This window comes from Methanohalophilus euhalobius (assembly GCF_900215215.1).
Classification (GTDB): domain Archaea; phylum Halobacteriota; class Methanosarcinia; order Methanosarcinales; family Methanosarcinaceae; genus Methanohalophilus; species Methanohalophilus euhalobius.
Window position 1 is genome coordinate 129,971 of record NZ_OBDR01000001.1, and the last position, 20,045, is coordinate 150,015.

Annotated in this window: 21 protein-coding genes and 1 tRNA gene; 10 read left to right on the plus strand and 12 right to left on the minus strand. The window is 39.0% G+C overall.

The features are described from left to right. Positions 1-172: 172 nt before the first annotated feature. Both CP947_RS00705 and CP947_RS00710 read right to left on the minus strand, forming a co-directional pair. Positions 173-1,453 carry an ATP-binding protein gene (locus CP947_RS00705; protein ID WP_096711355.1) on the minus strand — a complete coding sequence of 427 codons (1,281 nt, stop codon included), beginning with the start codon at positions 1,451-1,453 and terminating at the stop codon, positions 173-175. Between the two features lie 9 nt (positions 1,454-1,462). After that, complete coding sequence (locus tag CP947_RS00710; protein ID WP_096711356.1) at positions 1,463-3,415, minus strand: CocE/NonD family hydrolase; 1,953 nt, start codon at positions 3,413-3,415, stop codon at positions 1,463-1,465. Positions 3,416-3,771: 356 nt separating this feature from the next. On the opposite strand from CP947_RS00710, the gene ppsA reads away from it, so the two are divergent. After that, a complete protein-coding gene (gene ppsA, locus CP947_RS00715; RefSeq protein WP_096711357.1) occupies positions 3,772-6,180 on the plus strand; it encodes a phosphoenolpyruvate synthase in 2,409 nt (802 codons plus the stop codon). Between the two features lie 70 nt (positions 6,181-6,250). On the opposite strand, the gene CP947_RS00720 is transcribed toward ppsA, so the two are convergent. The 4 genes from CP947_RS00720 to CP947_RS00735 form a co-directional block, all read right to left on the minus strand. Then, positions 6,251-7,192, minus strand: a complete 942-nt coding sequence (locus CP947_RS00720; RefSeq protein ID WP_253247316.1) for a sensor histidine kinase — start codon at positions 7,190-7,192, stop codon at positions 6,251-6,253. Between the two features lie 364 nt (positions 7,193-7,556). After that, a tRNA-Gln gene (locus tag CP947_RS00725) sits at positions 7,557-7,629 on the minus strand. 52 nt (positions 7,630-7,681) lie between these two features. Further along, positions 7,682-8,083, minus strand: a complete 402-nt coding sequence (locus CP947_RS00730; protein ID WP_096711358.1) for a hypothetical protein — start codon at positions 8,081-8,083, stop codon at positions 7,682-7,684. A gap of 10 nt (positions 8,084-8,093) precedes the next feature. Next, positions 8,094-8,414 (minus strand): DUF2551 domain-containing protein, encoded by a 321-nt coding sequence (locus tag CP947_RS00735; protein ID WP_072361016.1) that lies wholly within the window; start codon positions 8,412-8,414, stop codon positions 8,094-8,096. 103 nt (positions 8,415-8,517) lie between these two features. Here CP947_RS00735 and CP947_RS00740 point away from each other — a divergent pair, with 103 nt between their 5' ends. Together CP947_RS00740 and CP947_RS10445 are read left to right on the plus strand one after the other, a co-directional pair. Beyond that, positions 8,518-9,012 (plus strand): hypothetical protein, encoded by a 495-nt coding sequence (locus CP947_RS00740; RefSeq protein WP_096711359.1) that lies wholly within the window; start codon positions 8,518-8,520, stop codon positions 9,010-9,012. 1,116 nt (positions 9,013-10,128) lie between these two features. Further along, on the plus strand, positions 10,129-10,341 hold the full coding sequence (locus CP947_RS10445) for a hypothetical protein (RefSeq protein WP_165868945.1): 213 nt from the start codon (positions 10,129-10,131) through the stop codon (positions 10,339-10,341). Positions 10,342-10,574: 233 nt separating this feature from the next. On the opposite strand, the gene CP947_RS00750 is transcribed toward CP947_RS10445, so the two are convergent. Beyond that, the gene (locus CP947_RS00750) at positions 10,575-11,057 is read right to left on the minus strand and encodes an Hsp20/alpha crystallin family protein (RefSeq protein WP_096711360.1); all 483 of its coding nucleotides are present in this window, start codon (positions 11,055-11,057) and stop codon (positions 10,575-10,577) included. Between the two features lie 130 nt (positions 11,058-11,187). Here CP947_RS00750 and msrA point away from each other — a divergent pair, with 130 nt between their 5' ends. The 3 genes from msrA to CP947_RS11000 all read left to right on the plus strand — a co-directional run bounded on the left by msrA (position 11,188) and on the right by CP947_RS11000 (position 12,070). Further along, positions 11,188-11,682, plus strand: coding sequence for a peptide-methionine (S)-S-oxide reductase MsrA (msrA, locus tag CP947_RS00755; protein WP_243641475.1), 495 nt, complete (start codon positions 11,188-11,190; stop codon positions 11,680-11,682). 2 nt (positions 11,683-11,684) lie between these two features. Continuing rightward, on the plus strand, positions 11,685-11,870 hold the full coding sequence (locus tag CP947_RS10995) for a DUF2115 family protein (RefSeq protein WP_096711361.1): 186 nt from the start codon (positions 11,685-11,687) through the stop codon (positions 11,868-11,870). Positions 11,871-11,956: 86 nt separating this feature from the next. Further along, positions 11,957-12,070: a DUF2115 family protein gene (locus CP947_RS11000; RefSeq protein ID WP_123151409.1), complete on the plus strand. Its 114-nt coding sequence runs from the start codon at positions 11,957-11,959 to the stop codon at positions 12,068-12,070. 7 nt (positions 12,071-12,077) lie between these two features. On the opposite strand, the gene CP947_RS00765 is transcribed toward CP947_RS11000, so the two are convergent. Next, positions 12,078-12,257, minus strand: a complete 180-nt coding sequence (locus CP947_RS00765) for a hypothetical protein (RefSeq protein ID WP_072361001.1) — start codon at positions 12,255-12,257, stop codon at positions 12,078-12,080. A gap of 331 nt (positions 12,258-12,588) precedes the next feature. On the opposite strand from CP947_RS00765, the gene CP947_RS00770 reads away from it, so the two are divergent. Both CP947_RS00770 and CP947_RS00775 read left to right on the plus strand, forming a co-directional pair. After that, positions 12,589-12,867 (plus strand): ACT domain-containing protein, encoded by a 279-nt coding sequence (locus tag CP947_RS00770; protein WP_096711362.1) that lies wholly within the window; start codon positions 12,589-12,591, stop codon positions 12,865-12,867. A gap of 22 nt (positions 12,868-12,889) precedes the next feature. Then, positions 12,890-14,251 carry a PFL family protein gene (locus CP947_RS00775; RefSeq protein WP_096711363.1) on the plus strand — a complete coding sequence of 454 codons (1,362 nt, stop codon included), beginning with the start codon at positions 12,890-12,892 and terminating at the stop codon, positions 14,249-14,251. On the opposite strand, the gene CP947_RS00780 is transcribed toward CP947_RS00775, so the two are convergent. After that, the gene (locus CP947_RS00780; RefSeq protein ID WP_096711364.1) at positions 14,241-14,774 is read right to left on the minus strand and encodes a shikimate kinase; all 534 of its coding nucleotides are present in this window, start codon (positions 14,772-14,774) and stop codon (positions 14,241-14,243) included. The genes CP947_RS00775 and CP947_RS00780 overlap by 11 nt on opposite strands. Before the next feature lie 144 nt (positions 14,775-14,918). Here CP947_RS00780 and CP947_RS00785 point away from each other — a divergent pair, with 144 nt between their 5' ends. After that, positions 14,919-15,140, plus strand: a complete 222-nt coding sequence (locus CP947_RS00785; protein WP_072360989.1) for a hypothetical protein — start codon at positions 14,919-14,921, stop codon at positions 15,138-15,140. A gap of 159 nt (positions 15,141-15,299) precedes the next feature. Continuing rightward, positions 15,300-16,436 carry an MFS transporter gene (locus tag CP947_RS00790; RefSeq protein WP_096711365.1) on the plus strand — a complete coding sequence of 379 codons (1,137 nt, stop codon included), beginning with the start codon at positions 15,300-15,302 and terminating at the stop codon, positions 16,434-16,436. A gap of 63 nt (positions 16,437-16,499) precedes the next feature. Here the strand turns inward: CP947_RS00790 and CP947_RS00795 are convergent, their stop codons facing one another. Genes CP947_RS00795 through CP947_RS00805 form a run of 3 tightly spaced genes read right to left on the minus strand, consistent with a single transcriptional unit; the run spans position 16,500 to position 19,945 of the window. Further along, positions 16,500-18,425 carry a hydantoinase/oxoprolinase family protein gene (locus tag CP947_RS00795; RefSeq protein ID WP_096711366.1) on the minus strand — a complete coding sequence of 642 codons (1,926 nt, stop codon included), beginning with the start codon at positions 18,423-18,425 and terminating at the stop codon, positions 16,500-16,502. Then, positions 18,422-19,300, minus strand: a complete 879-nt coding sequence (locus CP947_RS00800; RefSeq protein ID WP_165868946.1) for a cation diffusion facilitator family transporter — start codon at positions 19,298-19,300, stop codon at positions 18,422-18,424. Before CP947_RS00800 ends, CP947_RS00795 begins: the two co-directional genes overlap by 4 nt. 48 nt (positions 19,301-19,348) lie before the next feature. Further along, on the minus strand, positions 19,349-19,945 hold the full coding sequence (locus CP947_RS00805; protein ID WP_096711368.1) for an acetate uptake transporter: 597 nt from the start codon (positions 19,943-19,945) through the stop codon (positions 19,349-19,351). Positions 19,946-20,045: the final 100 nt, after the last annotated feature.

A 20,045-nucleotide genomic window follows, 5' to 3' on the forward strand; every position in this document is an offset into this window, starting at 1 on the left:
GTAATCCTCCACTTAGTATTCATATTAACTATTTCCAGCTAGGTGATGCTCTAACTATCTATATCTATCCAGACGCTTAAAAAGTTATTTGTTATGGCTGGATTGGAAGCTTAAACAGAATACACTGCCCTGCTTCCTGATTTACTAATAAGTATGTATTTCTTTTAAATTATTAGATATCCTTCTTTATACTGAAAGTTATCATTTCAATAACCCTGTCATATTTATCCACAAGTTCAGACCGTTTATTTGCTCCTATAAAAATATCCGCAAGTTCATAACTATAACTGTCCTGCAACTCCATCTTTGATAGTTGCTGTCCTTCTTTAACCAGCACTTTGACTATTGTACCCGGCATTTCATTCATAACCGAAGCAATTTCTTCATCTGACGGAACTGCAACCACTTTACCGGAATCAAATGTCCTGAGCATGAATTTTGCTGCGTACCGGAATTTGCCCTTATTGCCCAGAGGTTTTGGTTTGTCTCCAAGGGCAAGTTGTAGCATGATTTGATGATGTGAAACACCATGGACTTTTTCAAAAAGGTCAGCATGAGACTGGGATATCCTGGTGTTTATTTCCAGTAAATATACCTGTTTATGGAATGGATCATAAAAAAATTCGACATTGAAAGCCGAATTATCAAGTCCAATGGATCTTATGAATCGTTTGCAAACTTTCATCATTTTTTTCTGGACCCATTTTGGTAATGATGAAGGATATTCATAACGTGAGAATGAAGAAAAATGCTGGTCCCTGATAGAATCCACAACACCATACACCTTTACTTTTCCCTTGTACACATATCCTTCCAGGGTACATTGCCTTCCGTAAAGAGGTGTTTCTGCGATACAGCTCTCTTTCATTTGAGTTATATCTGCAGGAAGATTCTGGTTCTGTAAAAGTTGCATAAACGGTTTGTGAATGAAATCAATACTTTCACGTATTTGTTCCAGTGTTGCCTCGAATTGTCCGCGATTTTCTATTTCGAAAGCAAGGAATGAACGGAATGACCTGAAAGGCTTTATCCAGAAAGGAAAAGGCAGATTTATAGAATCAAATATATCTTCATCAAAAGGATTAAAGGCACAGAATGCGGGTATGTGTTTTGAGATTACTTTTTGCTGCTCTAACCGGCTCCAGTATTTGTGTTCACATTTAAGGACACTTTCAAAACTTGGGCCCGGTAAACCCATTCTTGATGCCAGAATTGGAACCATGTCCTGTGCAGGGAAATCAAAATATGTAATTACACCGGCTGGTCCACCTTCAACAGCCCTCATTCTGTTTTCCGCAACTGATAACAGTTTCTCTACATCAAATTTATCCACATGCCGCATCTCATCAATGTCAATAGCTGAATGAAATACACATTCTTTGGCGGCCGGCACTTTTCTAAGTTTTTCCAGGTTGAAGGAATCCATTCCTACAACAAAAATATTTTTCTTCATTTATCTTCCTCACATCATATCACGTGGAATCAAATCGTCCCAGCTTTTGCTAAAAATCCGTGTATCACCCTCATAAGCATCAAGGATTGCCCGAATTTGAAAATGAGTCGGTGTGGATGTAAGTACTGTTCTTGTCAGGGTTTCAATCTTCCAATCTCCACGCGCCAGACTTCTTGTACTTTCCACTTCTCCTCTAACTGTATTGTAATTGTTATTCAAATAAGAATAAACTTCAGTTGTCTCTTTTCCAATTTCCAGATTGATATCATCCAGCCGTAAGAAGGCATCATTATTGATAATCTGTTGTTTCACTTCATTTGTTGCAAGATTATGTTGAACTGTCCATTCTCTCTTTGCAGGCTCCAGAAGTGTGGAGCGAATTGGTTCTGATAAGACCGGTTCTCCTATATCTGGTAATTTGTCATCTTCTTTGTTTTTTGGTCTTACAGGTAGTATGAGTTTACCCTTGCTCTTTATAGTCAAAGCTGCAGGTTCAGGACTTGGCCACGCAAACGGCCAGTACGAAGTTGAAATCGACAGTCGTATTTTATTGCCAGCGGGGAAATTTTGTGCCACATAATTCATTTTTATGCAAATCCTGTATGTATTACCAACTTCAAGCACAATAGGATTTTCATTACCATCTCTGTGTGCAAGGTTAAGAAGTCCATAAGTAACTCTTGTAGAGGTTCCTTCCCGGCATACGTCGTTTAGGCGCAGGGCAATCATAGCTATAGGCTGGTCTGATTCTAATTCGAGTTCTACTTCCGGAGATCCAAGTATTTCAATATCTTCCTCTAATTCAGGTGTATCAAAAACAAGAGACCCTCCGTCTTCTTCGCTCTGGTCATGGGGAAGGTCGGTTGACTCTGAGTAGGAGTACCATTTACCTGCAAAAAGTCCGACACTTAAGGGACTTCTGATCCTCATATCTTCATTTTTGATTTCATCTTCTTCAAGATGGATCCTGCCTTTCGATAAGTAAAATTCTTGATTTTCAATTTTGGCAGAAGGCCAATTGTTTTCTGCTATCCATCTGCCAGGACAACTTGAAATCAGGGGAGAGACACTATCCTGCATCCAGAGGCGTAACCTGGGTTCTTCATCTACTCCATTATCGATCTTTTTAAGCCATCTATCCCACCAGCGTGTGGCTTCTCTTAAAAAGTCAATTCCAATCCCCTCCCCCCCAAAATTAGGATATTTATGGCCCCATCCTCCGATAAGGGCCTTGCGTGGGACCTGCAGGTTTTCCATGAGCCTGAATACAGTGTTGGAATATCCGTCCGCCCACCCACTTACTGCAAAAACAGGGCAGGAAATCGCTTCATAATTTTCTGCAACTGAAGCATGTTTCCAGTATTCATCTCTTCTCTGGTGCTGAAGCCATTTCTTAAGCCACAGACCGCTTCCTTCCAGTCTGTCCAGCCACATCTCTTTCCATTTATTCCCTACAATAGCAGGGTCTGGTGGAAGAGAGTTATAGGAAAACATTGTCGAGGCCCATGAAAGGTTGTCCGTTAACATGCAACCTCCCATGTAATGAACATCATCTGCATAACGGTCATCGGATGATGAAACTGTAATTATCGCTTTTAGATGGGGTGTGTCCTTTGCTGCTATCTGAAGGGCATTGAAACCACCCCAGGAAATCCCTATCATTCCTACATTGCCAGTGCACCAGGGTTGCGAGGCAATCCATTCGATGATCTCGGCACCATCATTGAGTTCCTGTGGCAGATATTCATCTTCCAGTACCCCATCTGAATCCCCACTGCCACGCATGTCCACTCTTATAGCAGCGTAACCATTTTGGGCAAAATATCTATGTATTTTGGAATCACGAATCGATTTGAAATCACGTTTCCTATAGGGAATATATTCAAGAACAGCAGGTACGGGCTTTTCCTCCGTACCTTCTGGTAACCATATTTTGGCTGCAAGTTTGCAGCCATCAGGCATGATTATCCATTCATTTTCAATTTCTCTGAATGTGGTATTACTGTCCTACACCTTTTCTCTCCTCTTGATGTATAGTTGGATAGGCCCGCCGGGATAACCCAATAAAAATACTTTACAGGATTAATTCTTTCTAAGCAGAAACACGTCATAGCAATCAGTTATACCTGTGGTTAACCAGTATGAAATTAATTTGGCCCCCCAGATAATTTAACCTCATAACTTCCTTACCTATTTGTTCTTAATAGTTATTAAAAGTATCGCAGTTTGTTCAATTATGGATTTTTAGTATCCACAGGAACATATAATACATTCCGGAATCATATAACCAACTAATTGAAAATAGTAGTGGGGTTACAATGAGCGATAACAAATACATACGATGGTTTGAAGAGATTACTATTGATGATGTGTCCCTGGTGGGAGGGAAAAATGCATCATTGGGTGAAATGTACAGGGAACTTACGGATAAGGACATCTGTATTCCTAATGGTTTTGCTATCACTGCTGAGGCCTACTGGCATGTGCTGAATTCGGCAGGTGTGCTGGAAGACCTACGAAGGATTCTGGATGAGTTGGACACGAAGACTCTCAGTAACCTTGCTGATATAGGCAAAAGGGCACGGCACACAATCCTGGATGCACCTATTCCTGAAGATCTATGGGATGAAATTAAAACTGCATATGACAAACTGTGTGAACAGTATGGTGCAGATACCGATGTTGCAGTACGCAGTTCAGCCACTGCTGAAGACCTGCCAAATGCATCTTTTGCAGGCCAGCAGGAAACTTATCTCAACATTCACGGCTATCACGCCCTGAATGATGCATGCAGCCGCTGTTTTGCCTCTTTGTTCACCGACCGGGCCATTTCCTACAGGATAAATAACAAATTCGATCATTTTGATGTAGGCCTGTCGATTGGTATAATGAAAATGGTGCGTTCTGACCTTGCATCAAGCGGAGTGATGTTCACCATCGATACAGAAACTGGCTTTGAGGATGTAGTCTTTATCACCGGATCATATGGGTTAGGTGAGAATATCGTACAGGGACTGGTAAATCCGGATGAGTTCTACGTATTCAAGCCGACCCTTGAAGAAGGCTATAAGCCCATTATCCGCAAAAAGGTCGGCAGCAAAGAGATTAAGATGATCTACGGCCGGGGAGATTCCAGAGTACTTACGCGTAATGTGGATGTTCCTGAAAGTGACAGAAAAGACTTCTGTATCAACAATGAGGAGGTACTGCAGCTTGCCAGATATGCTGTCACAATTGAGAAACACTATTCCGGGAAATCGAATAAGGCAATGCCTATGGATATAGAATGGGCAAAGGATGGTGATACAGGAAAATTATTCATCGTTCAGGCAAGACCGGAGACAGTACAATCCCAGAAAAGGAAGGATGTGCTTGAAACCTACTACATGGATGAAAAAGGCAAGGTGCTTGTCACAGGCAGAAGTGTTGGGTCCAGGATAGCCTCGGGCAGGGTGCATGTTATCAAAGATGTCTCTGGTTTGTCTTCCTTCAAACCCGGGGAAATCCTGGTGGCAGATACAACCACTCCGGATTGGGAACCTGTGATGAAAAATGCAGCAGCCATCATTACCAATAAAGGAGGCAGGACCTGTCATGCAGCTATTGTCAGTCGTGAGCTTGACATTCCCGCAGTTGTGGGGGCGGATGACAGCACAGAAATCCTTGAAACGGGTAGTCAAGTTACTGTAAGCTGTGCTGAAGGGGACACAGGCAGGGTCTATGAAGGCCAACTTGCATTCCATAAGGAAACCACAGAGCTGGAAGATGTCAGCAAGACCCAAACAGAAATAATGATGAATCTGGGAAATCCTGAAGAGGCTTTTGCACTGTCCCGGATACCAAATGATGGAATCGGGCTGGCTCGACTTGAGTTTATCATAAACAGTTATATAGGGATTCATCCGATGGCGCTGGTTCATACGGAAAAAGTCAAAGATCAGGGTGCGGTCAATCAGATTGAAAAATTGACACAGGGTTATTCAGATAAAGGGGATTACTTTGTGGAAAGGCTTGCTGAAGGTGTCGCGACAATCACAGCTGCATTCTACCCAAAGCCAGTAGTTGTGCGCATGAGCGATTTCAAATCCAATGAATATGCAACCCTGCTGGGTGGAGAAGATTTTGAAGTAAAGGAAAATAATCCCATGCTTGGTTTCCGGGGAGCTTCACGTTATTATGATGAAAGGTACAGGGAAGGGTTTGCTCTTGAATGCAGGGCGATGAAAAAGGTTAGGGATGAAATGGGGCTTACCAACCTTATTCTAATGATTCCTTTCTGCAGACGTGTGGAGGAAGCCCGCAAAGTTATCGAAGAAATGGACAAACACGGCCTTAAAAAGGGTGAAAATAACCTGCAGGTATATATGATGTGTGAGATTCCCAGTAATGCACTCCTGATCGATGAATTCAGCAAATACTTCGATGGTTTTTCGATCGGGTCCAATGATCTGACACAACTAACATTGGGGGTTGATCGGGATTCTGAGATCCTGGCTTCAACCTTTGATGAGAGGGATGAGGCTGTAAAAGCGATGGTATCCATGGCAATAAAAGGTGCAAAAAGAAATAATAAGCACAGCGGGATCTGTGGTCAGGCCCCAAGTGATTTCCCGGAATTTGCTGAATTCCTTGTGCAAAAAGGCATTGATTCCATTTCTCTGAATCCAGATTCGATACTCAAAATATATCTCAAGGTGATGGAAACCGAGAAAAGTATTGGGAAATGAAAACATTTCAGCAACCTTTTCCGGGGTTGCTATCATTACTTTTTAGGTCAGATATGATTTTTTCCTGTATTCAGAAGTGTATCGTAAAAGTAGTACCTTCAGCTGTGTTCAGGTCTATTGTACCGTCTATCTGGGAAACAAGATTGGTTACAAGTTGCAGTCCAAGAGATTCTGTATTCTTGAAATCTATTTCTTTGGGAAAGTCACCACTGTCATGCACAATCAGGCTATAACCACTATTTTCTTTAGCGAAATGAATTTCGATTACACCATCCTGTCCTTCATTAAAAGCATGTTGCAGGGCATTGGAAACCAGCTCATTGATTATGATTCCAAGGGGTACGGCCCTGTCCATTTCAAGATGGATTTTATCCACATTGACGTTTACAATCACTTTGTTATTATCAAGATCATAAGAATGCATAAGATATTCCATAAGCTCATTAACATAATCCAAAAAGTCGAGGTTTTTGCAGTCGCTGGACTGATATAACTTTTCGTGTATAAGAGCTATCGAACGTACCCGATTTTCACTTTGTTTGAAAGCTTCTACTACTTCATTATGGTTAAAATTCGTCGATTCAAGATACAGCAGTCCGGAGACAACCTGCAGATTGTTCTTTACCCTGTGATGAATTTCTTTAATCCTCATATCTTCAAATTCACGGAGGGACTTTTCAGCACGTTCCCGTTCAGCAATTTCCTTCTGTAGTTGCTGGTTGACAAAGGTTAGTTCAGAAGTACGTTTTTCTACGATTTCTTCCAGGTTCTTGCGGTAGTTGCTGAGTTCTTTTTCTACACGCATCAGTTCGATGGCGTCTCCTACCCTTTCCGCCAAGGCATCAATCAGCTTGCGCTCTTCCCTGAGGAACGGCCCCTCCGCTGCTTGTGGCTTATTTTCAAGATAAAAAACCTCGAGGCAACCTGCATTTTTGTTCTCAACAATTAATGGGGCGGCCTGTTTCCACTGGCTTTCCTGAAAATGCGGGCTCATAAATGTATTTTCTTCCACGGTAATCCTTGAACAAGCTATGTATGGATATTGCCAGGCGGAAGGAATGAAGTCGACTATTTCCTGTAAAATTGTGTCCAGATTTCTTTCCTTTTCGACAATTCTGGATATCTGGTAGAGGCAGTCTAGTTCCTTGGCCCGCTCTTCCAGGTCATGTGTCCGCTTTCTTAATGCAGCTTCGACACATTTTGTATTCGGTTTATCCTCCGTATTCTTGATGTTATTGCCTCCAACACATCGTATATTGGAGATTACTTACATATCACTAATATTTCAGTATCTATTGTATATATTTATATGTTGCACTTACGATCAGTTATATGGCAATAAACCAAACACTTAAAAAATTAGCAAAAAAATTTAGTAGCCCGGCACGGATTCGAACCGAGGTTGCAGGATCCAGAGTCCCACATGATTGACCACTACACTACCGGGCTGCTACGAAAACGTATCCTACATTGGATATTTAGTATATAAAATTATCGGGATTTATAATTCATCCGGGTCTTTATTTAATATAGCAGTAGACCACCAGTTGGCCATATCTATAAGATCTTTACTGAACTGGCTCGATAAACGGTATTCCTTATTCTTATTAGAAATGAGTCCCGCGCCAAGTAATTTGTTGCGCATTGCATAGAAAGATGCTCGACCAACGTCCAGCTCTTTCATTATTGATTCCCATTCACTTGTTTTAACAGCATTGCCACTCTTTTGGCGCTCTTCGATTATAGTCAGAAATTGCTGTCCGCGTCGTGCAGTAGCATCTTCCTGAAAAAGCCTGCGCATGAGGCTATAGTAAGGATCTCTGGAATGTGTGATTCTGGATCCGGAATCCGAACGTATTATTAGGGTGGTGGATGTACGTGGAGCATCCTTTATTGCTACCATGAATACTCATTCATGTGGATGGTTTTTCTCGCGCGGTAATGGCATTCTGTATCAAGTCCACATATTCTTCCTTCAATGAATATGTTGTAGGGGTCTTGTATGACTCCTTATGGGATCTCAGAATACCCAACTTTGAATGTATATAACCAACCATAGAGGCTACTACACTTCTGGATGCGTCGAACTGCTTGTTGATCTTTTCGTGAAGATCATCAACCGTAAACTGTTTTACGTTGAGAAGAATAGATAGTATATGGGTACGCAGTCCGCTCACGTCAAGTTCTACGAACTTTTTGAGACGGTTTTTTATTTTAGATCTAATAGCTTTCATAGAATTACCCCTATCTATGTATTAATTCATATATATACAATCAAACTATTTATATGTTTGTAAAGTAATGTTGTTTCTGTAACCTTAATAGAGGCCTAATATAATGAAAGTATCTTTTGATAAATCAACCTTGCGCTATTCACTACCAAATAAGCTATTGTGCATAGATGATAATAGATTAATTCCTCCTTTTGAAGAAGAGGAAAATGAAATGGGTGTATGCAGTGAGTGTGAAGGTCTGTTATTTTCCTTCACTTATCACAATTTTCAGGATTATACGGCAGTAGTATGTCGCTGTGGTGATTGTTCTCTTTTAAGGATAATTCTTTTTGATCCTGCATGGGAATGGGTTGGGGAGTACCCGGTGTCAATTATCGATGACGCCTCACAAAACAGTGTCAATTTAATTGAAAGTAAATCTATATCAGATATTGAAAACATTGCAGCAGTAAAACTGGAAACTGTTTTTTCGCCCAGGGAAATTGAAGCTATGATTCAAAAATCAAAGGGTGAAAACTATGTTCGCCAGTATCTCTATAATGCAAGAAAAAAATACTCGCTGTTCAATGAATTATTTGGTTATTATCTGGAGATTTAAATCTCACTTTTTGCTAACTAATTCCTGACAAAATATTTTCTTTTATGTTAGTTGTTAAATTTATGGTGATGTGGGGTTGGCCTACATTGAAATTATTTTGAGGTTGTTTGTTAGAAGTATTCACTTAATTTTATAATATGTAATAGATGATAATTACTTGGGATGTTCTCATTTTATGTAATATTTTAAAATGACAATAGTTATTTTTACTTGAAGTTACCTTGCAATATTTATTACTAATACATTTATCAAATTTAAGATGTGTTCTTTGAAACAAATCTGAATTTTATTATTATGTATATCTTGTAAAGTGAGTTATAATTTAGTGAAGTTTGATATATAATATGCTGGATCGGTGGTTCTGAGTATATTACATATAATATATGAATGAAATGTTGTTTTTTGATAAATATGCGTTTCTTCTATTTTTCTGTGCACTAAAGGGGGCGGTAGTGGAGTGAAACGGCCATATTCTTATAGTATTTGTAATATTTGTGTTTACTAAATCTGTGCATTATATCAGGCAGACAAATCCGTTCATATATATTATATGAATAAGGAAAATTGTAGGTACATGCAGATACTTTTACCTGAAGGATCTCTCCTTTTGATAAAGGTGCTTGAAGAGTTATTTTTTTGTGGCGTGCTTTTAATCATTATGGTGAAAAACATACCTATGTTTTATATTGCATTTTATACCTTCTAGGTGTAGGAGTATTGGATCAATAATGAATATATAAATATATACTTATAATATTCATCTACTGTTTTCTCTCTCACTTTTCAGGAAGAGGTCGTGGATACTGTAATTTTAAAGTGAGAATTGCATTTTTTGTTTAGTAATATTGTGTACACAACAACATAAGTTATATATATTATAACATATGTTTTTTATAGTATATAATCCACTATAGTATTAATGTTTTCTAATAATATATATTATATTATCTATGTCATATAATATATTTAAGATAAATTGTTGCATTATAAATTTTTTAAAAAATTGTACATTGAGTACTATATTTTTTTGACTGGTTAATTCAAAAGAATCTTAATAAAGAACCAATAAAAAAAAGAAGGTTACAAAACTTTACTAAGAAAAGATTTTGTCCGTTCATGTCGGGTATTTGTGAAAAGTTCCTCAGGGCTACCTTCTTCCACTACCAATCCATCACCTATGAAGAAGACCCAATTTTGCAATTGCAACTTTCTGTTTTTGGCCGCCTGAAAGAGAGGCTGGATAGGTATTTGCTTTGTCCGTTAATGCCTTTTGTGAGGGTTTCCATTGCACGAATATTGCTTGTTCTTCGTTCATCTTCCTTGCAATAACGGGAAAAGTGAGGAGAGGGGAAATATTTTTAAATGTTCGGGGGTAGTATAATATTTTTCATTGGCTGGCTGTGAATCATACCTAGAGACGGTTTTCCTCCCATCTGGCCCCGTTGAATCCTTGCACATACAATCTTTGCAACATAGGTACCACTGTTTATATTATAGACAATGCACCTGCAATAATTGAACCTATTGGCAAAGAAAGCAGGAGAAGTAAAGTAAAAATAAAATCAATTCAAACTGGAAGCAACTTTCCGTTTATACCTGATATCCATTACCCCGTGGCTGCAGCTGATTGACTCACTACCTGGGTCAACACTTGCCGGCAGAGTTACGTGTTGTGTCTCAGTGCGTCCAGCATCCGGGAAATGGACCGCAATGTCTACTTCATTGTAGCGTGAGGTAATTGACACAAGATCTTCGTCAACTTTAACGTCGACTGTTACGTAAACTTCATCGTCAGTCTTAAATGTCTCAACCAGGGGAGTTTGGTCTTTTACAAAAACATCCTCTGGTGTATCCTCTGCTGGCGGTGACTGTTCATTGAAGTGGTCATTATTCATGGGATTGTGAGCAATGGAAAACCCATATACGAAGGGTTTATTGCCATTGCCTTCCCTCATCTTTTCAAAAACATACTGAAGAAGGTCTTCGATGTCTTCAAAAGAGTTATTTTCGTCTCTATTGTTGTCATCTTTTTTGCGATCATTCATGTTCTCTACCTTCTGGTGTAGTAAAAAAAGATTGTTCGAACATATGCGAACATGATATATAAACCATTCCCTAGAAACTATTGAATAATATATATCTGACAGAAAACCAATGAGGTCATGGGGATTATAAATGAGTTTAAAATCTATGGAAAAAGCGACATTTGCTGCCGGATGCTTCTGGAGAATAGAGGCAGCATTTAGGGAAGTCGAAGGCGTTATTAGCACAAGGGTTGGTTACACGGGAGGGAGTACACCCAATCCCTCTTATGAGGAAGTTTGTACCGGGCGTACAGGCCACGCTGAAGCTGTTGAGATTACCTATCATCCACAAATTGTAAGTTATGAACAAATGCTGGAGATTTTCTGGAATATTCATGACCCTACAACATCTAATCGACAGGGGCCGGATATTGGAACACAATATCGCTCTGCAATATTTTATCATAACAAAAAACAAAAAGAAATTGCTTTGAGTTGTCTTCATAAGTTACAGGAATCAGGCAAATCCAAACCTATAGTTACAGAAATAGAGCCCGCTTCTGAATTTTATCCTGCAGAAGATTATCATCAGCAATATTTCGAAAAAATGGAGATGTGTAGTTCCGGAAAATGTGGCTGGAAATAAGTATGATCTACAACCATTTAGACAATAAACAAGAATTAATTTCCAATCTAAAAAAGAAGGCAAACCGATTTACTCCCTCAGATTTTATGAAAATAAGATATCTGATGTTGCAAAGTACTGAAAACCTTCCTCTAAAATACAGGCAGATATATGGCGAGGATTTATTCAGGCATCTTTATAAACCATAGAGGAGATAAAAAAATACAACGCAACCCCTCAAATCTCAACTTTTGACAGGGAAGATTGCCTGGAACTAATTCAGCGTATAGATTTAATGCAAAAAGAGGATAATGAATATTATTGTCTCGCGAAAAACAAACAAAAAGATGTGGAGATTGCATTATGCAAGTTTTGCATATGCAGAGATATGGATGAAATGACAGAGTGAAGATCACTCAGATATTTGCTTCATCAACAAGCCTTTTGAAGAAAGCATCAGAAGCTCCCTGTCCATCCAGAGGTCCACAGAACTTGATTAATTCCCAACCTTCATTGCCCATTTCATTTAATTCGTCTTTTGTTTTACTCCAGTCATCAGTTCTTATTGGTTTTATATCATATTCCCAGCAAGGCATGTATTAATCACCTTTTTATCTTGTAGCTAAAAGTTGCAACTGCATCATATATAACACTTATTAAAAATTATTTTTTATGAATGAACAAGTAAACTTTAGTAAAACTGGCCAATCTATAGTAGACCCCTTTTGGAAATTAAACTTTCTTGACTATTGAGTTTTTTTAATTTTGCATTCTACTCTATTCAAATATTATTTTACTATTAGTTTCTTTGAATTTATACATTTATTATTTTGCCATGTAACTTGAAGCAATGTTAGATATTGATGCATTATTAAATATGATGAAATCGTAGTTCCACCGTATTCTACATATCGAGGAGAAATGATTATGACATCCACACGTTTTGTTATCACTGTAATTGGAATAGATAAAGTTGGGATAGTAGCACATATAACAAATGTACTAGCCCAATTCGAGGTGAACATTGTGGATATAAGCCAGACTATAATGGAAGATCTGTTCACCATGATAATGCTGACAGAGACCAAAAAAAAGGGATTTGACATTGATGCGTTCCAGAATGCAATAAATGCTGCTGGAGATGAACTTGGTGTTGAGATCCAGGTACAGAAAGACGATGTATTCCGCTTCATGCACCGTATCTGAATTCCCAAAAGAGGTGGTATAAATGTTCATTCATCCTGAAGAAATAATGGAAACCATTCATATGATTTCCAGCATGAACCTTGACATACGAACTGTCACAATGGGAATCAACCTGCGAGATTGTGCTCATCCTGATATTGAGACCTTTAACGACAACATTCATGAAAAAATGACACGTTGCGCCAGCAAACTGGTTGATGTTGCAGACGAAGTCGAACAAATGTATGGCATACCCATAATCAATAAACGTATATCTGTTACACCAATTGCCACAATTGCAGAAACATTCACACAGAAAGAGATAGTTTCCATTGCAAAAACTCTTGACAGAGCAGCCAATGAGATTGGAGTTGATTTCATAGGTGGTTTCACCGCTCTTGTCCATAAAGGGATGACAGCGGGTGACAGAAGACTTATTAATGCAATCCCTGAGGCTCTTGCAGTTACGGAAAAGGTTTGTTCTTCTGTTAATGTGGCAACTACGAAAGCCGGCATAAACATGAATGCTGTGAATCTTATGGGAAAAGTGATTAAAGAAACTGCAGATCTTACCAGGGATAGGGACGGTATTGGCTGTGCTAAACTCGTAGTTTTTGCAAACGCCCCGGAAGATAATCCTTTTATGGCTGGTGCTTTTCACGGAGTCGGTGAGACTGATTGTGTCATAAATGTGGGCGTGAGTGGCCCCGGTGTAGTGAATTCTGCTATAAGGGATCTGGATAATCCTGACCTTGGAGAAATTGCTGAGTGTATAAAAAAAACCGCCTTTAAAATCACAAGAATGGGAGAGATGACCGGCAGGGAAGTATCCCGCAGACTGGAAGCTGATTTTGGAGTTGTGGATCTCTCACTTGCACCCACACCTGAAGTTGGTGATAGTGTAGCGGCTATCCTTGAGGCAATGGGTCTGGAAAGCTGTGGCACCCACGGAACCACAGCTGCTCTTGCATTGTTGAATGATGCGGTAAAGAAAGGTGGTGCAATGGCATCATCTTCTGTAGGCGGACTAAGTGGGGCCTTTATACCTGTAAGCGAGGATGCAGGAATGATAGAAGCCGTGAAACGTGGTTCACTGAAACTGGATAAGCTCGAAGCAATGACATCGGTATGTTCGGTTGGATTGGATATGATTGCAGTTCCCGGAGATACTTCATCCTCTACGATTTCGGCCATTATGGCCGATGAAATGGCTATAGGAATGATAAACAGGAAAACAACAGCAGTGCGCATCATTCCTGCACCAGGCAAAATGACAGGAGATATGGTTGAGTACGGAGGATTGCTTGGAAGCTGTCCGGTCATGCCTGTCCACAAATTCAGTTCTGAAGAGTTTGTTAAAAAGGCAGGGCGTATCCCGGCGCCAATACAGGCACTCACAAATTGAAAGTGTCAAAAGTGGAATTACAGAGTTCTTTACTCTTTTCCACAATATCATCTACAACTTTCTTTTTGTTTGCCATTCCATTGATGTCAACAACAATATCTGCATATTTCCGGTACAATTGCCATCTTTCCAAATACAATTCCTTAATTCCTTTTTCCCGGAAACCCACAATCCCCCTTTTCCAGGGATAGGATATTCTTTTTCTTATATTGGGAAAGGTATCATCAAGAAGTATAATCAAAGATTTTTCAGAAAGAATTTTCATTGCAGTTTCTGAATAGATTGCACTACCACCTGTAGAAATCACAATTTTATCCTCTAAATCCAAATCTAGTATGGCATCCTCTTCAACTTTGATAAAAGCTGAATCTCCTTTTTCGTCAAGATAATCCTGTAAAGGTCCACCTATTCTCTGCTCGATAAGGTCATCCACATCAATAAATTTATAGCCTAAATGGGAGGCAAGGAGTTTACCAATAGTGCTTTTTCCGACACCGGCCATTCCAATTAGGGTAATGATCATAAATATCACTTGGTTTTATTAGGGAATAAATGCAATGTTTGCAAATTAATGAATATTTACTAATTAAAAATTTTAATTCATCGGTTAGGTATATACGTTATAGTATCATAATTATTTTCGGGTCTATTCTAGGGAGGTTTCAATATGAGTGAACTAAGCAAAGAGACTATAGTTTCGGAAATGATGGAAACAAACGAAAAAAACCCAGTGGGTCACGCTTTAAAGATGTTGACAGACTTCAGTGTGGAAACAAAGAGAGGAACCGTAAACGGCAAAGCGGGCGATTATATCGTCAAACGTAATAACGGAACCGTTTCTGTACTTAAATCTTCGATGTTCTTCCGAAAATACCGAGTCCTGCGTTGACAAAGGGCTTATTAATCTAACTTTTTCGAACACATTCTGGCCATCTTGGATATTCATCTTTCTGAGGATTTCTATTTGTTATAATACTTTCAGATGGCAATAGCAACTGTTATTAATATACTCCTCCATTGTGCAGTCAGTTCAACAGGCGGTATATGAATGGAAAAGGGTAGATTACTTGTTTATTTATCTATATTTACTATAATGGGATTGTCCAATGCAGTGATACCTATCCTTCCTGAACTTGCAGGACTTGGATCTGGAAATCATGCAGTCGAATTGTCAAGTCTTCTTTTTTCTGCCTACTTTATAGGAGCTCTACTTACGATGCTGCCCTTTGGAATACTGGCAGAAAGATATGGCTTTATGAGATTTGTAACAATCAGCCTGTTGCTAACCTTTTTTTCGGGAGCTATAATGCTTTTTACCAATGAAATTCACCTGCTGATTCTTGCAAGATTGATGGAAGGGACTGCTTGTGGTGCATATTTCCCTGCGGCATATTCTTATCTTGGTTCATTCAACAAGAAAAAACAGTATATGGGAGAATTTAATTTCCTATTAAATGCAGGACTTGCTGCAGGTGTTGCTTTAAGTGGTTTTTTGGCTAGCATGGGCTTAAAATATGGTATCATGGCTTTTACAATTATATCTTTCTTGACCCTTATTGCAGGGATGGGATACCTGTACAAAAATGGCCGGGATAAAGAAAAATTACAGTCTCCAATTATTGCTGAAATCCGGCAAAAAGTCTCCACAACCTCAGGATTTTTGGTAGACAGATCTTATACGGGTATCTGGATAATCGTTTTTGTACTGATAGGTACCAATGGTGTATTACTCGCTTTGTATCCTGATTACAGTACAGGCATGCTTTCCAAAGCCGAACTGGGAATCGTCATTGCCGTAAGCTATATCAGCACAATGATATCTTCCATTTGGATTTCACATACATCCGTGGAATCAAATAAAATGATCAATATGGGCATTGTGATAGCAGCTTCAGGAACTCTGGCGACCATATGGTTGCCCTTTGTAGGATTTGCTTTGCTGGGATCCGGGTCAGGACTTGCAATGGTCGGATTGCCAACACTGTTGGCGTCTATGAGTAAGAACAAGGGTATCACAATGGGCCTCTACAGCACATGTACTTATGGAGGTCTTGCAATCATGCCTATATTTGCAGGAGCCCTGTCGGGATTTGTGGGACTGGAAATAATATTTGCGATTTTTGCAATTCTCCTTTTCCTGACTCTTTTTGTTAATTATAAAACAAGGTTAAATGAAAGTATATAAGTTAAAAAGAATATTTTTCATATTGTTAGTCAGTCCCGGCATTCAAGTTAGATAAAAGTTTTATTAAAGTGGGGATGTACCTATTCCCATAATTGTCAATTGTGTTTCCATGGGAGGATGTTTCCACCCTTCGGGAATTACTTTCTTTTCCTTTATATTGAAAGATATCTGATCTTTTTTGATACCACAACTTTTCATATATTCAAATAGTACATTTTTGCCGTTATCTATGGAATAATCATAGGCCTGAGTGTAAGTCTGGAAACTCTTTCTTCCATTTTGGGAAAAAACAAGGAAATCCTGATCGGGTTCGGATAAGGATGCAGGCCTTATAAGGTATTCAAGTCTTTTGATTCCTTTACCATATAGAGCCCCAATTGCATTTCCTACACTTGCATGGTCGGGGAGAATGATGTCAGCGTCCACAATTTTCCCAAGTGATTTTACATAGGAGGCTACAGGGCCACCAATAAGAACTACAGGTGATTTCATTTTAAAAGTAGCAGGATAATTACCAGTAAGGGTTTCCATTATACTCTCTTTTTCGATATTAGGGAGGGCGAAGCATATTAGGTCATATGCCATATTGAGAGCAAATTTTTCTTTCAGTGTTTCACATATTTCAAATTTGCTGCTAAAAGCAAACCTTGCAAGGATGTCAGCCCCTATTGATGCGGCCTCTACATTCCATTGTTCATAATCTCCCAATACATGTAATACATCTGTCGGAGTAAAACCTATAACCCTTATGAATCGTTTGCTTATAAGTAAGTCCAACATATTTGATGAAATGTGGCTCCTGGTGAGGGATGTCAGTTCCCTGTAAGACATCGGTTCACTACCAAGTACATCAAGTATTTTTCTTTCACTGTCTGTTAACTCATGTTTGCCAGAGCCATTTTTTACGAAAAATCTGGCTGGTTGGATATTTTCATCAAAGAGATCCCTTTGTGGATTAGAAGCATTTTTTAATTTCGATATGAATCCCGGGTACATTTCTGCTGCAACACATAGAGGAATTAAGCGTCTGGGTCCTATGAAAAGTTCTCCTTTACGCGTCCAGATTCCACTATCCCCTCCCATTGCAGAGGTCTCCATATGAATTGCACGTACTCTGGTTTTCCATCCTCCTACAATTCCGCCAGACTCACTTAGTTCAGGGACCCCCTTTGAAATGGATGAAATATCAGTACTTGTGCCCCCTACATCTATTGTGACACAGGTATGCCTCCCGCTTAAATGAGAAGCTCCGATAAGACTTGCAGCCGGTCCTGAAAATACGGTTTCTATAGGTTTTTTGAGTGCATCCTCGATACCTGTTACAGAACCATCACATTTAAGCATCAAGAGTCTGGCACTTATCCCTCTTCTTCTGATGTCTTTGATTATAGTTTCAATAAATTGCTTAATTACAGGAATAAGCCGTGCATTCAGTGTAGCTGTTACAGCTCTTTCATAGGCTCCTATATCCTGAGAGAGCTCATGACCACAAACAACTGGCATATCAACAATTGATTGAATCAATTCTCTTGTTTTTATTTCGTGATCCGGATTACGGATGCTGAAATGGGATGAAATTGCAAATGCAGATACTTTATCCTTTACATCCTTAACAAAGGACTCGATGGGCTTAACATCAAGTTCTTGCATTTCCAGGCCTTCGTGATCATGGCCACCTTTTGCATGAAATATATGCTGGGAAGGAAAACCTTCGCTTTCGCTTCCGTGTTCCCCAATAAGTATAAGTGCTACGGGATAGCCGGTATTTTCAAGGACCGTGTTTGTGGCAAGGGTTGTAGAGACAGAAACGACTGCAATATCTTCAAGATATTGAAAATCAAGTCCGTCAATTGAATTTTCGATGCCTTCAAGTAAATCAGGATATGTTGTAAGTGCTTTGTTTGAACTGACTACTTTTCCTGAATTGTTTTCAATGATGACTACATCAGTATAAGTTCCACCGGCATCTATGCCCAGACTATATTTCATATAAAGTTCCCCTTCTTTTTTGCAGGTTCAATATGTACGGTAACATCCCTGACTGATGAATAACTTGCTTTTAAGGATGATTCTATTTGTTCAACAATTGGTTTGGTCTGGATGATCTTTATTTTTGGATCCATACATACATGTAAATCAACATAAAGGTCGGAATCAGTTCCGTGTGCCCTTACATTGTGACATTCACTGGCCCCATCTATTGAGTTTACAAGATTGCATATTTGCTTTTCATCCAGGCTAAATGTGTCACTCAAAAAACGGCTGCTTTCCCAAATTACAGAAAGGGTTTCTTTTACCAAAAATGAAAAGAAAAAGATTGAAAGGACAACATCCAGGAAAAAATATCCATGTTCAATACCTACCAGACCTATTAATGTAATAATGGTTAAACCCACTTCTTTTTTGATATTGTTAGAATTATTATATTTTTTTTCTTCCTGCAATGAGAATTGAACTTTTTTCATGAAATAAATTAACAAAAGATAAAATATGACAGAGAGCAGGACTATAATGTATCCGGACATATCAATAAACGGAACTTTCTGATAACTATATTTGCCTATAAGTGAATGGCCTATTAAAATTAAAGAAATTATTCCAATTCCAAGAGCTACCAAAAACTGACCCATTTTTAAATATTTAGAATAACCATAAGGGTGCAGGGAATTAGGTGAAAGGGAAGTGACATAAAAACTACCGGCAATAGACACGATTGAAAATCCTCTCAACAGTGAATAATATCCACTGGTCTCCAGGTAGATTATATCATAAAAATATCCATACAATATCTTTGGTATGGAAATAAAAAAAATCAGGAAAACAAATATGAAAAAATATTTTTCCAGCAATGTTTTCCTGCACATTTCCATTCCTCCAAAACAAATGACATAAATATATCCCTATATTTTGTTTTAAATACCTGGAGCCACAGGTTTCTCACAGATTTCATTCAGTACCATAGCAAGAGCTGTATATAGTGATCCAAATCCCAGGAGTAATCCATCTATACCTGCAATAACAAGTAAACCGCTCATTCCTGTAGCATTGCTAATTGCAAGCAGGATGAACAGGATAAACAGGGTAAGGAACACAAACTGCATGGCTCTGCTGCCATTGCTCATTTTCAAGGTACCTATAAGCATCACAAAGGTGTAAACACCCCATATGAAAAGATAGGCAGCCATTGATATTGGTTCAGCTGCAGCGGCCAATCCAAGAGCCTGCAGAATAATTAGCCCTGCAAATGAGAACCAGAAAAGCCCGAATGCATTAAAAGCAGTTCCGGCAAATACATCTCCTTTCTTCCATGCCATTATTCCTGCAAACACCTGGGCAAATCCTCCCAGGAATATTGCCATTGAGACTATCATTGAATCAAGTGGGAATAAACCTACATATGTCAGACTTAGCAAAACTGCTGAAAGCCCAAGACCTGTGAAACCAAGTGGAGCCGGGTTGGCGGTTTTATCGGCTACTTCGGCTTGCACCATTTCAATATTTCCTTCCATAAATATCACCTCTATTATTTGAGTTAATAGATCGATACAGACTAAAAGTTACAATAACTCACAAATTTAAACTAAAAAAATAGGAGTAAAGGGAGGTTGT

Bases quoted from the DNA above. Each gene is read 5' to 3' on its own strand.
- CP947_RS11000 (WP_123151409.1), top strand. From the start codon at position 11,957: ATGCAAAAAGAGGATAATGAATATTATTGTCTCGCGAAAAACAAACAA.
- CP947_RS00770 (WP_096711362.1), top strand. From the start codon at position 12,589: ATGACATCCACACGTTTTGTTATCACTGTAATTGGAATAGATAAAGTT.
- CP947_RS00750 (WP_096711360.1), bottom strand. From the start codon at position 11,057: ATGAATGATCGCAAAAAAGATGACAACAATAGAGACGAAAATAACTCT.
- CP947_RS00705 (WP_096711355.1), bottom strand. From the start codon at position 1,453: ATGAAGAAAAATATTTTTGTTGTAGGAATGGATTCCTTCAACCTGGAA.
- CP947_RS00795 (WP_096711366.1), bottom strand. From the start codon at position 18,425: ATGAAATATAGTCTGGGCATAGATGCCGGTGGAACTTATACTGATGTA.
- CP947_RS00740 (WP_096711359.1), top strand. From the start codon at position 8,518: ATGAAAGTATCTTTTGATAAATCAACCTTGCGCTATTCACTACCAAAT.
- CP947_RS00800 (WP_165868946.1), bottom strand. From the start codon at position 19,300: ATGTGCAGGAAAACATTGCTGGAAAAATATTTTTTCATATTTGTTTTC.
- CP947_RS00775 (WP_096711363.1), top strand. From the start codon at position 12,890: ATGTTCATTCATCCTGAAGAAATAATGGAAACCATTCATATGATTTCC.
- msrA (WP_243641475.1), top strand. From the start codon at position 11,188: ATGAGTTTAAAATCTATGGAAAAAGCGACATTTGCTGCCGGATGCTTC.
- CP947_RS00805 (WP_096711368.1), bottom strand. From the start codon at position 19,945: ATGGAAGGAAATATTGAAATGGTGCAAGCCGAAGTAGCCGATAAAACC.
- CP947_RS00765 (WP_072361001.1), bottom strand. From the start codon at position 12,257: ATGCCTTGCTGGGAATATGATATAAAACCAATAAGAACTGATGACTGG.
- CP947_RS10995 (WP_096711361.1), top strand. From the start codon at position 11,685: ATGATCTACAACCATTTAGACAATAAACAAGAATTAATTTCCAATCTA.
- CP947_RS10445 (WP_165868945.1), top strand. From the start codon at position 10,129: ATGTCGGGTATTTGTGAAAAGTTCCTCAGGGCTACCTTCTTCCACTAC.
- ppsA (WP_096711357.1), top strand. From the start codon at position 3,772: ATGAGCGATAACAAATACATACGATGGTTTGAAGAGATTACTATTGAT.
- CP947_RS00785 (WP_072360989.1), top strand. From the start codon at position 14,919: ATGAGTGAACTAAGCAAAGAGACTATAGTTTCGGAAATGATGGAAACA.
- CP947_RS00735 (WP_072361016.1), bottom strand. From the start codon at position 8,414: ATGAAAGCTATTAGATCTAAAATAAAAAACCGTCTCAAAAAGTTCGTA.
- CP947_RS00790 (WP_096711365.1), top strand. From the start codon at position 15,300: ATGGAAAAGGGTAGATTACTTGTTTATTTATCTATATTTACTATAATG.
- CP947_RS00730 (WP_096711358.1), bottom strand. From the start codon at position 8,083: ATGGTAGCAATAAAGGATGCTCCACGTACATCCACCACCCTAATAATA.
- CP947_RS00710 (WP_096711356.1), bottom strand. From the start codon at position 3,415: ATGCCTGATGGCTGCAAACTTGCAGCCAAAATATGGTTACCAGAAGGT.
- CP947_RS00780 (WP_096711364.1), bottom strand. From the start codon at position 14,774: ATGATCATTACCCTAATTGGAATGGCCGGTGTCGGAAAAAGCACTATT.